Here is an 11,576-nt window from a genome sequence, read left to right as displayed (position 1 = left end):
CGCGGGCGTTTCGCATCCGGGGCACGTACCGCGCGGAGCTCGAAGCCACGGAAACGCGCTATGTGTTCGTCACCCTGTCTGCGGCGCAGGCCATGCTGGACATTGGCGAGGCCGTAACGGGCGTATCCGTGGTTCTGCCCCGGCGCGCCATGGCCCAAAAGGCCGCGGGAGCGGTGCGCCGCGCCCTGCCGCAAGGGGCGCAGGTGCTGACGTGGGAGAATGTGGTGCCCATGCTGCGGGCCTACCTCGAAATCTTCGAGCAGTTTTTGTACCTGTGGTATCTGGTGGTGTTTACGGCCATGGGGTTTGGCATCGTGAACACCATCCTTATGGCCGTGCTGGAGCGCATCCGCGAGTTTGGCCTGCTCAAGTCCCTTGGCTTTAAGCCCGCGTGGATACTGCGCGGCGTGCTGACCGAGGCGACCATGCTGCTGCTGGTGGGCATGGCCCTTGGGAACGCGCTGGGGTTTGGGTGCCTTGCCCTTGTGCCGGACAGCGGGCTGAATTTGTCCTTCTTCGCCGATGGGGCGGAGTTTTTTGGCGTGCCGCGCATTGTGCATCCGCAGGTGGCTGTGCGTGACATCATTATCGCCAACGCCGTGGTGCTGGGCCTTGGGCTGGTGGTGAGCCTCTACCCGGCCCAGCGCGCCGCGCGCATCACTCCGGTGGAAGCGCTGGCGCATACCTGAGACCGGTCCCGGAACGGACAAGGAGTGCCGCATGGCAATGGTGGTGTGCGAGGATGTGACCAAGACCTACACGCAGGGCAGTGTGCCCGTGCATGCTCTGCGCGGCGTCTCCGTCACCATAGACCGGGGGGGCTTTGTCGCTCTTGCGGGGCCGTCGGGGTCGGGCAAGACCACGCTCTTGAACCTTATCGGCGGGCTGGATGCGCCGGACTCCGGCACAGTCTCCGTTGGCGGGCGGGTGCTGTCGGACATGAGCCAGTCCGCCCTTGCGGAGCTTCGCCTGAACACCATCGGGTTTATCTTTCAGGCCTATAATCTCATCCCCGTCCTCAGCGCGCAGGAGAACGTGGAATACGTCATGCTGATGCAGGGCGTCGGCGCGCGGGAGCGCCGCCAGCGCTCGCGCGCCATCCTTGATGATGTTGGCCTGTCCGGGCTGTATGAGCGCCGCCCGGCGGAGCTGTCCGGCGGACAGCAGCAGCGGGTTGCCGTTGCGCGTGCTGTGGTGTCCGGTCCGTCCATCGTCCTTGCCGATGAACCCACCGCCAACCTTGATTCCGACACCGGACGCGGCCTGCTTGAAATGATGTGCGAGATGAACCGCCAGCGCGGGGTGACGTTTATCTTTTCCACCCATGACAGGATGGTCATGGACTACGCCCAGCGCATCATCCGCATTAAGGATGGCCGTGTGGACGGCGAAGCGGGCGGGGCGACGTAGTTATGCGCTATGCGCTGTGCACTGCGCTGGTGTGGCTTGCTCTGCTTTCCCCGGTGTGGGCCGAGGCGCCGAAGGTGGAGCAGGAGATGGGCGGGCACCTCAAGACCCGCGTTGCCACCAGCTTTCCCCGTGACGATACCCTCAGCCAAAGCGTTGGCCTGTCCCCCAACACCGACGCCAGCGTGGAGGCGCGCCTGAAGCACCGGGCCTTTATCGGTCCGCGCCTGTATACTGAAATCCACTACGAGGTCATCGCCGGGCACAGCGAGTCCCGGCGCGATGCCCAGCGCATTGCGGACCGGTATTCCATGCTCCCGGGCGTCACCCTCACGCCGCCTGTGGACGATTCCACCTCCTTTTTGGACCTGTCCCACGTTGCCACCGACGACGATGGGGACGTGGTGACCCACCGCATCGACAGGTTCTACGCCGCCTACACCCCGCCGTGGGGCGAGGTGCGTGTGGGGCGGCAGGCCGTGACGTGGGGGCATGGGTTTTTGTTTAATCCCATGGACCTCATCAGCCCCTTTGCGCCGACGGATATCGAGCGCGATTACAAGACCGGGAAGGATATGGTCTTTGTGCGCGTTCCGGCGGGGCGGGCGGATGTGCAGGTGATGTACGTCCCGCGCCGGGATGCGGCCACGCGGGATGTGGATTTTGAGCAGGCGTCGGTCGGCGGCAAGGTGGGCATGGCCTTTGGCTCCACGGAGGTGGAGCTTATGGCCGCCCGGCATTATAGGGATACTGTGGCGGGCCTTGGGCTTGTGGGCTATGCCGGGGACGCGGCGTGGCGCGTGGATGGAACATGGACGGCCCTGCATACGGCCAGCCGCGGGCGCAGCGGCTATGCCTCGGTAACCGCCAATGTGGACCGCTCATGGGTGGCGGGGGGCAGGAATTGGTACGGCTATGTGGAACTGCACGCCAATGGCCTCTCCCGCAATGATTTTTCGGACCAGTACACGGACCCGGCCGTGGCGCGGCGCATCGCCCGCGGGGAAATGTATACCCTGGGGCCCGCCTACGCCGGAGCGCATGTGGACTGCGAAGTGCATCCCCTTGTGCATGTGTTTGCCACGGGCATGATGAATCTTGATGATGGGTCGGGCACGGCGCTGCCGGGCGTGAGCATCGACCTTGCCGACAATATGGACCTGACGGTCCACGCCAGCCTGCCCTTTGGGGATGCGGGCACGGAGTTTGGCGGCTACCCTCTGCCGGGAACGCCGCCGGGAATGGACGTGGACGTGAAGCCCGCGCGCCGGGTCAGCGCGTGGGTGGGGTGGTACTTCTAGCCCGGAGCCGCTCACCGCCTGCCGCACAAAAAACGGCCCGCGCCACCAGTGGTGGTGCGGGCCGTTTTGGTCTTCGATTCGGGGGGCTGGGGCTACTCTTCCAGCGCCTCAACGATGCGGATTTCATTCAGGCGCGGGTTGATTTTGTTCAGGCGCACCTGAAAGCGCTGGCCGGGGTAGATTTTGTCGCCAAACAGCTTCTGCGGCGCGCGCAGGTAGAGCTGTTCTTCCGGCAGGGCTACGGTGACCAGTTGCCCATCGTCCACGGCTATGGCGGAGAAGTAGTCGTGCTTGTGCTGGCTAAAGTAGACCAGCTTCCAGTACCGGGGGCGGTAGCGCTGGATGCGGCCCACGGCCTCGTTGCGGGCGTTGATGAGCGGAATCATCCGGCCAAGGCGGTCGGCGTCCAGATGCGGCTCGCCATTTTGCAGGTAGTGGATGATTTGCGCCATGTTGAGGAGGTCCGGATAGCGGCGCAGGGGCGAGGTGATGGGGCTGTAGGCCGTCACCGCCAGCGTGGCGTGGCGCTTGGGGGACATCTCCAGGCACGTGGGGGCCATAAGGCGCACCACGCGGTAGGAGTCCTCGGGCGTGGACCACACGCCGGCGGCGTCGCCGGGCAGGGTGATGTCCTGCGTGCGGTACAGCAGCGGAATATTCTTTTCCTGCGCCCAGCCGCCCAGCGTGGAGTTGGCCAGAATCATGAATTCGCTGACCATCAGCTGGGCCTGCGGGGTGTCGGCGCGGCGCGTCATGTGGACGATGGTGTCCTTGCCTTCGCCCTCCAGCGTGATGCTGGGGTCCGGGCGGTCCACAATCACCGCGCCGTTGGCAATGCGCCTGTCGCGCAGCAGGCGGCCAAGTTCCGCACCGATGGTGAGGTTCTCGTCGGCGGTACCGTCCTCAAGGGCGGCTTCCACGGCCTCGTAGGTGCTGTTGGCGGCAAGGCGTACCCATGTGACGCGCGGCGTGGCACGGACCAGTTCGGCCTGCGGCGTGAGCAGGCAGTCCAGCACCAGCGCGGGGCGGGCTTCGCCTTCCTGCAGGCTGTACAGGCCAAGGCCGTAGGACTCCGGCAGCATGTGGCACGTGCCCTCGGGCAGGTACAGGCTGCTGGCGCGGTCGCGCACGGCGCGGTCGAGTTCGGAGTCGAACTCCCATGTCAGCGACGGGCAGGCCAGCGCAATTTGCAGGCGCAGGGTGCCGTCCTCAAGGCGGCGGACATGGAAGGCGTCGTCAATGTCGCGGGTGGTGGCGGAGTCGATGCTGACGAAGGGAAACTCTTCGGGCTCGCGTGCCATTTCGCGCAGTTGGTTTTCGCGCAGGCGAAGCTCGGCGGAGTGCTCAAGGGACCACTCATCGCCCCAGTCGTAGCCTTCCTGCAGCAGCTGCACGTTGAAATGTTCGGGGATGATGCCCCAGCTCTGGCCCAGATACATGGGCAGGTTCGGGTCGTCGGGCAGGCCTTTGCGCACGGCGTTCCAGATGGTCAGTTCCGTGGTGCCGGAGGTGTCGGCCATGGCGGCGTAGAGCACGTCGCGCAGTTTGGCCGTCATTTCCTCGTCCGGATTCTTGGGGGGCATCTGCCCCTTGGTGCGGGCGTTCCACAGCGCGTGGAAGAAGCTCTGGCCAGCGGCGACAACGCGTTCGCGTTCTTCCTTGGCCGCCTGCTCCACAAGGCGCTTCTCCACGGTTTCGGCGGAGTAGATTTCAAAGTCCGGGGGATTGAACTTGAAGTGGGTCTTATAGTCCAGCAGCACATGGCCCATGGCGGCCACCTGATCAATGTCCGGCTCGTCCCATATAAGCCCGGCAAACCACTCCGTGGTGGCGCGGTCCAGCTCGCCCTGACTCAGGTCCCAAATTTCCTTGGGGTCGATTTCCTTGGCGAGGGCGTCGCGGCGCTCCTGATGGTGGCGCAGGCGCTCCATGATTTCCTCGCGGTTCAGCCCGCTGTTTTCTGCGGGGCCGGTCCACGGCAACAGGCGTGCGCCAGGGAGCTTCATCTCCCTGCTGGTGATGGTCAACACACGGTAGCGGCCGGACTGGTCTTCCAGAACCCAGGCCAGATTGGGCCGGTTGCCGTGCATGAATTCGACAATGCACCCGGATGCGGGGTGTCGTACGATGGGTGAGCTCATAAGTCCTTTTTGCCTTTACGGCCGCGCGGTGGTGCCGGGCGGCCTTCTTTCCCGATCCGGATTCGTACCAGTCGGCCCGCCCGGGGAGTGGGGCGGAAGCGTCGCGCTCCGGGCGGAGGGCCCGGAAGGTGAGAGGAACGCGGCGGCGGGGACCGCCGCCGCGGGTATCAGTCTAGTGCTTAAAGGAGCGCTGGCCCGTAAAGACCATGGCAACCTGCGGCGAAGCCTCGTTCACGGCGGTGATGACTTCCCAGTCGCGGATGGAGCCGCCGGGCTGGGCAATGGCGGTGATGCCCTGCTCAAGGGCCACGTCTACGCCGTCACGGAAGGGGAAGAACCCGTCGGAAACCAGCACGGAACCGGCAAGGCCGCCCTTGGCCTCGCGGGTGCGGGCTTCGATGTCCGCCAGCTTGGCCGCGGCGGAGTCGTCGGTCTTGGCCTTCAGCTTCAGCTCGTACAGGGAGCAGCCTTCCTCGTCAGAGGCCAGCAGGTCCGCGTACTTGGTGTAGGCCTTGTGGATGGTCAGCTCCACGCAGCCCACACGGTCCTGTTCACCGGTGCCGATGGCGGTGGTCACGCCGTCCTTCACAAAGATGACGGAGTTGGACGTTACGCCGGCCTCCACGGCCCAGGCAAACAGCAGGTCGTCGGCCTCGCGGGCGTCGGGCTGGCGGGCGATGAAGGTGTTGCCGTCCTTTTCTGCTTCGGCGGGGATGAAGTCCTCCGCGCTGAGGATGCGGTTGCGGAAGGACAGCTGGGCCACCACGCCGCCGTCGGACAGGCTCTTCAGGTCAAGGAAGGGCACGCCGACCAGCTTTTCCAGCTCGGCAAGGCCGGGAATCTGCAGGATGCGCAGGTTCTTGCGCTTTTTGAGGGTGGCAAGGCTGTTGCCCTCAAAGGCCGGAGCGGCCACCACTTCAAAGTACGAGGAGTTGATCAGCTCGGCGGTTTTATCGTCGATGGGGCGGTTCACGATAACTGCGCCGCCAAAGGCGGCGATGCGGTCCGCGTGGAAGGCGCGCTCCACGGCGGCGGCGATGCCGTCCTCGGTCCATGCTGCGCCGCTGGGATTGTTGTGCTTGAGGATGACGGCGGCGGGCTTGGCAGTGAGGTACTGCAAAATATTGATGCCGTTATCCACGTCCGTCAGATTAATCTTGCCGGGATGCTTGCCAGCCTGGAGCATGTGCTCCTCGGTCAGGGCGGAGACAAGGCCCTCGCCCGCTGCGCGGAAGGAAACGCCGTCCAGTTCCAGTCCGCCGCCTGTCAGTTCGAACAGGGCTGCGGGCTGGTCGGGATTTTCGCCGTACCGCAGGCCTTTTTCCTCGCCGTCCAGCGTCCAGGTGCGCTTGGTGAAGCGCAGTTCCTGATCGCCGATGCGCAGGCTCATTTCACTGGGAAATGGGTCCTGCGTGAGGGTGCGGTACATCTTTTTCAGGTCGCTCATGGCCGGGTCTCCTCGGATTTACGTGGTGAAGAAGTGCTGTTACCATACCGCCGCTCGTGGGGCAATTTGCCAAAGTCCCCACGGGGCGCACACAATCAGAAGACAACGCAGACTTGGAGATAGACGTGGAGAAGGCGCTTTCGAAGCTGGCCCAGAAGCTTATGGCCTATGATCAGGATTCCCTTGCCAACCTTTGGGAGAAGTACGCAGAAATCGTTCAGCAGTACGAACCCACAAAACGCTGGGAAGAGGCCGTCATCATCCTTGGCCTCATCCAGACCGTGTGCTGGAAGAACCAGCTCTTCAACTACCACTGGAAGGAGCGGGCAACTCCCGGCGACGAACCCGTGCCCCCGGCGCAAAGCATGAGTAACCCCTTCCTAAAGGACGGAGGAACTGGCGGTAAACGCGGCAAGCTGCTGCGCTTCCGGCCGCGAAAGGACGACGAGTCCGTGTAGGACATAGTAGTAGTAGCGGATCTTTTCCACATAGTGCACCACCTCGTATCCTCGCGTATATCCATACTTCGCATTTCTGTAATACTTTTCGTATGACAGCTTGGGGAATACAGCCTTGAGTTCCCGCCATGACGAGCCTGTTCCGCCAAGAGCGTGGGACAGGCGTATGGCGTCGCTTACGTGGCCACGCCCACGGTTGTAGGCAGCCAGCGTGAAGAACCAGCGGTCAAAGAACGAAAGGTCCATGTCATCGAAGCCGCGGTACAGCTGCTTGAGGTAGCGCGCGCCGCCCTTAATGCTCTCGAACGGGTCGTTGCGGTTCACGCCCAGTTCGCGGGCCGTGGTGCGCGTAATCTGCAGCAGTCCGCGCACGCCCGTCTTGCTGCGGGCGTGGGGATCAAAGCGCGATTCCTGATAGATCACTGCCACAAGAAGAAGCGGGTCAATGCCGTTCTCCCGCGCTGCCGCAAGGATTTCATCCTCGTAGCGCGGCAGTTTGTTGCGCAGCGTCTTCAGAAGGTGATACAGTTCGTAATAATCCGTTTTTTCGGGCAGAAAGCCGAAATATTTTTCATACAGCGCGCGGTAGGCGCCGCTATCCATCGTGCGGGTCCAAAAGTCCGCAAGGGCGCGGGCCAGCTCGGGCGAACGCTCGCTCCAGAACCACCGGTATTCAATGGAACCGGGCAGTTTCTTTGTGCTTTGTATGGTATGGTAGAACGGTTGCAAAAGCCGGAAGCGTCCGCTGTCCACCAGCGCGGCCGAGGGGCCGCCGTTGTCCAGCGAATCCAGCACAGGCTGCAGGGCCGTATCCGGCGGGGCAACGGGCGTTGGCGCGCAGCCGTCCTGCGTGGAATGCGCGGCGGCGGAGGCCGCAACCAGTGCGGGGGCGCACGCCACCAGAACCGAGCCGCAGGTTTCGGCAGGGTCCGGCGCGCCCTTGGCGCGGATGAGCATGGGGGCAAATTGCGCGTAGGCCGGGCCGGCGGCGATGGGTACGTCAAGGCTGTCCGGCGGGTTGGAGCCAAGCCCCAGCACCACGTCGGCTTCGCCGTTGCGGACCATCTCCCACGCGTCGTCCCAGGAGTTGGTTTTTTTCCAGACCCACTGCATGCCGTTTTGGCGGCAGAAGGAGTCGAGCAGCTCCTGCTCGAACCCTGGGCCATAAGGGGAGAGCCCGCCTTCGACCCATTTAAGGGCCGGGGCGGCAACCCGGAGTTTCGGGGGTGCGTCAGTGCCGCGCCAACTGAATGTTAGCGCCAACTGGACGAGCACGATGGACGTGATGGCCACAGCCACCCACAATCCGGGGCGTGCAAATATTTTCGCATGTCGTTTCATAGGCCTCCATCCTCACGGATGAACTAGCAAAAAGCCTACCAAGGGATATCAGATTGTAATATTGACTTTATCGACAGCGTTTTTTAGGTAGGAATGCATTTTGCCGTGTGTCGCGGCAAAAAAGCGCGCGGAAAGCAGCGCTTCTTACAGAAGGAGAGAGAAATGTCAAATGTTGTTGTAATGGGCGCCCAGTGGGGAGACGAGGGGAAGGGAAAAATCGTCGACCTGCTTACAGAAGACGCAGACATAATTGTGCGTTTTCAGGGCGGAAACAACGCCGGACACACCCTTGTGGTTGATGGAGAGCAGCACATCCTCCATCTCATCCCCTCCGGCATCCTCCATCAGGAAAAGGCTTGTCTCATTGGTAACGGCGTGGTCCTCGACCCCGTTGTGTTCCTTGAGGAAGTCGACAAACTCGCAGCCAAGGGCATCAACGTTGCCCCGGGTCGTTTGCTGGTCAGCAAAAAAACCCAGGTCATCATGCCTTATCATAAACTCCTCGACGGAGCGCGTGAAACGCAAAAGAGCGACGAGCACAAGATCGGCACCACCGGTCGTGGCATCGGTCCTTGCTACGAGGACAAGATGGCCCGCATCGGCATTCGCGCCAGCGATTTCGCCGACATGGAGCTCTTTAAGGCCAAGATCGAGCGCGCCCTTGTGGAGAAGAACGCCCTGTTCACGGCCCTGTACGGCATGGACCCGCTCAAGGTCGAGGACGTGTTCAATGAGATGAAGCCCGTGGCCGAGCGCATGCAGGCCTACGTTGGCGACGTGGCCGGCCGTATTGGCGATGCCATGGACGCCGGAAAGGGCGTGCTGTTTGAAGGCGCGCAGGGAACGCATCTGGACATCGACCACGGGACCTATCCCTTCGTCACCTCGTCCAATACCGTTTCCGGCAACGCCGCCGCAGGCAGCGGTTGTGCACCGAACCGTCTGGACCGCATCCAGGCCGTGGTCAAGGCCTACACCACCCGCGTTGGTGCAGGACCCTTCCCCACCGAGCTGGACGACGCCGACGGCACGCACCTGCAGCAGACCGGCGCTGAGTTTGGTGCCACCACCGGCCGTACCCGCCGCTGTGGCTGGCTGGACCTTGTGGTCCTGCGCGAGTCCGTGCGCCTCAATGGCCCCACCGGCATCGCCATGACCAAGCTGGACGTGCTGGGCGGCCTGCAGACCATCAAGCTCTGCACCGCTTACACCTACAAGGGCGAGCAGATTCTCTACCCCCCGCAGGAAGAGAACGGCCTCGCCGACGTCACCCCCGTGTACGAAGAGCTCCCCGGCTGGACCGAGGACATCAGCTCCGCCCGCACGTGGGACGACCTGCCTGAAAACGCGCAGAACTACGTTCGCCGCGTTGAGGAAGTGCTTGGCACCCCCGTGTCCATCATTTCCGTAGGCCCCGGCCGCGAGCAGACCATCTGCCGCTAGAACCGGACCTATCGTAGAGAGGTTTGGGGCGCCCCGCACGACAAGCGGAGCGCCCCTTTTTTGTCTGCACATCCCCCGCGCGCCGCGTGGCTTGCAGGACGCGCGCGGAATCGGTATATGTTGCGGCTTGACCGGGCGCTGTGGACGCGTCCACAATGACACACGAATTTTCTACCGCGAAACGGAAGGGTTCCGGGGAAAGGAAAGCCCCAGTCCGCACGACGGAGGCTCCCCTTTCCCCGGTGCCGGAGGCACATATGCTCGATATCAAGTTCATCCGAAAGAATCTGGATGTGGTGAAGGACGCCCTCGACAAGCGCAGGGCCAAGGTGGACGTGGATGCATTCCTCGCCCTTGACGAACGCCGCCGCGAACTGCTGGCCGAGGTGGAACGCCTCAAGGCCGAGCGCAACGCCACCTCCAAGGAAGTCGGCCAGCGCAAGCGAAAGGGCGAAGACGCCGACGACTTGGTCGCCCGTATGGGCGAGGTCAACGACCGCATCAAGGAACTGGACGGCGAACTCAAGGGCGTGGACGACGACGTAAACGCATGGCTCATGGCCGTGCCCAACATCCCCCACGAGTCCACCCCCGAAGGCGCAGGCGAAGACGACAACCCGCAGGTTGCCATCTGGGGCGAGAAACCCCAGCTGGACTTCGCCCCCAAAGAGCATTGGGAACTCGGCGTGGAGCTTGGCGGCCTTGATTTCGACCGCGCCGCACGCCTCACCGGCAGCCGCTTTGCCGTCTACCGCGGCTGGGCCGCCCGTCTTGAGCGCGCCATCGCCCAGTTTATGCTGGACGTGCAGACCGACGAGCACGGCTACGAGGAATGCATCACCCCCTACATGGTCAACCGCGAGACCATGACCGGCACCGGCCAGCTGCCCAAGTTCGAAGAGGACCTCTTCAAGCTCGAAGGCTGGGATTACTTCATGATTCCCACCGCCGAAGTGCCGCTGACCAACCTCTACGCCGGTGAACTCCTCACCGAAGACGAGGTGCCCCAGCGCTTCACCGCCTTCACCCCCTGCTTCCGCAGCGAAGCCGGGTCCTACGGCAAGGACACCAAGGGCCTCATCCGTCAGCACCAGTTCCACAAGGTCGAAATGGTGCGCATCGAAAAGCCCGAGGACTCCTACGACGCCCTTGAGGAAATGCGCATGCACGCCGAGACCATCCTGCGCAAGCTCAACCTGCACTACCGCGTTGTGGCCCTGTGCACCGGCGATATCGGCTTCTCCGCCACCAAAACCTACGATCTGGAAGTGTGGCTGCCCGGGCAGGACAAGTACCGCGAAATTTCCTCCTGCTCCAACTGCGAGGACTTTCAGGCGCGCCGCATGAACATGCGCTTCCGCCGTAAAGGCGAGAAGAAGAGCGAGTACGTGCACACCCTCAACGGCTCTGGACTCGCCGTAGGCCGCACCCTCGTCGCCGTGCTGGAGAACTACCAGCAGGCCGACGGCTCCGTGGTCATTCCTGAAGCCCTGCGCCCCTACATGGGCGGACTTGAAGTCATCCGACCGAAAGCGTAAAATACATTTCTTCCCGCCCAGCCTTTTTGCGCACGCCATGCTGGTTTCGGCCAAAATAAAAAAGTGCGGAAAATGTGCTTGACAGGGAAGGGCAGAGGGCATACAAACTGCTCCCTCAGCGGGCCGTTAACTCAGTCGGTAGAGTATCTGCCTTTTAAGCAGAGAGTCACTGGTTCGAGCCCAGTACGGCCCACCACGTCCCCATCGTCTAGCTGGCCTAGGACGTCGGCCTCTCACGCCGATAACAGGGGTTCAAATCCCCTTGGGGACGCCAAGGACAAAATAAGGCTTACGTGTTTCACGTAAGCCTTTTTTGCGTCCATCGCCCAGCCAGTCGCCCGCAGCCAGCAACGAGGGCGAGGAACTGGCTGCCCGTCTGCCTGCCGCCGCCGTTGCGGCAGGGCTATCGCAAGACCAAACGCGCAGAGGAAACCCCTCTGCGCGTTTTTTTGTGCGTGTGGCAGGGTGGGGGCTGTGGCGGGGGGGGGCGACGGTGACCG

Annotated in this window: 9 protein-coding genes and 2 tRNA genes; 8 read left to right on the top strand and 3 right to left on the bottom strand. The window is 63.1% G+C overall.

Annotated elements, in window-relative coordinates; translation table 11 throughout:
- The 3 genes from ACY69P_RS08635 to ACY69P_RS08625 form a co-directional block, all read left to right on the top strand.
- Positions 1-689: ABC transporter permease (locus ACY69P_RS08635; protein WP_462327188.1), on the top strand; the 689-nt coding region annotated here is incomplete at its 5' end.
- A gap of 31 nt (positions 690-720) precedes the next feature.
- Entirely contained in the window at positions 721-1,410 is a 690-nt protein-coding gene (locus tag ACY69P_RS08630; protein ID WP_459897520.1) for an ABC transporter ATP-binding protein, read from the top strand.
- Positions 1,411-1,412: 2 nt separating this feature from the next.
- Positions 1,413-2,708 (top strand): hypothetical protein, encoded by a 1,296-nt coding sequence (locus tag ACY69P_RS08625; RefSeq protein WP_462327187.1) that lies wholly within the window; start codon positions 1,413-1,415, stop codon positions 2,706-2,708.
- 92 nt (positions 2,709-2,800) lie between these two features.
- On the opposite strand, the gene ACY69P_RS08620 is transcribed toward ACY69P_RS08625, so the two are convergent.
- Together ACY69P_RS08620 and ACY69P_RS08615 are read right to left on the bottom strand one after the other, a co-directional pair.
- Positions 2,801-4,849, bottom strand: a complete 2,049-nt coding sequence (locus tag ACY69P_RS08620) for a ribonuclease catalytic domain-containing protein (protein WP_462327186.1) — start codon at positions 4,847-4,849, stop codon at positions 2,801-2,803.
- A 172-nt stretch (positions 4,850-5,021) separates the two neighbouring features.
- Positions 5,022-6,296 (bottom strand): IMP cyclohydrolase, encoded by a 1,275-nt coding sequence (locus ACY69P_RS08615; protein WP_459897523.1) that lies wholly within the window; start codon positions 6,294-6,296, stop codon positions 5,022-5,024.
- A gap of 125 nt (positions 6,297-6,421) precedes the next feature.
- Between ACY69P_RS08615 and ACY69P_RS08610 the strand changes: the two genes are divergently transcribed.
- The gene (locus ACY69P_RS08610) at positions 6,422-6,754 is read left to right on the top strand and encodes a hypothetical protein (RefSeq protein ID WP_404846154.1); all 333 of its coding nucleotides are present in this window, start codon (positions 6,422-6,424) and stop codon (positions 6,752-6,754) included.
- Here the strand turns inward: ACY69P_RS08610 and ACY69P_RS08605 are convergent.
- Positions 6,677-8,095, bottom strand: a complete 1,419-nt coding sequence (locus tag ACY69P_RS08605; RefSeq protein ID WP_459897524.1) for an MltF family protein — start codon at positions 8,093-8,095, stop codon at positions 6,677-6,679. The two genes, ACY69P_RS08610 and ACY69P_RS08605, sit on opposite strands and share 78 nt — an antisense overlap.
- 162 nt (positions 8,096-8,257) lie before the next feature.
- Between ACY69P_RS08605 and ACY69P_RS08600 the strand changes: the two genes are divergently transcribed.
- The 4 genes from ACY69P_RS08600 (at position 8,258) to ACY69P_RS08585 (ending at position 11,350) form a co-directional block, all read left to right on the top strand.
- Complete coding sequence (locus ACY69P_RS08600; protein WP_462327185.1) at positions 8,258-9,538, top strand: adenylosuccinate synthase; 1,281 nt, start codon at positions 8,258-8,260, stop codon at positions 9,536-9,538.
- A 257-nt stretch (positions 9,539-9,795) separates the two neighbouring features.
- Entirely contained in the window at positions 9,796-11,076 is a 1,281-nt protein-coding gene (serS, locus tag ACY69P_RS08595; protein WP_459897526.1) for a serine--tRNA ligase, read from the top strand.
- 120 nt (positions 11,077-11,196) lie between these two features.
- Positions 11,197-11,272: transfer RNA gene (locus ACY69P_RS08590), tRNA-Lys, on the top strand.
- A 1-nt stretch (position 11,273) separates the two neighbouring features.
- A tRNA-Glu gene (locus tag ACY69P_RS08585) sits at positions 11,274-11,350 on the top strand.
- Positions 11,351-11,576 lie beyond the last annotated feature (226 nt).

It is taken from the genome of Desulfobaculum sp. (assembly GCF_054921475.1).
This window is presented reverse-complemented; position numbering and strand designations above follow the sequence as displayed.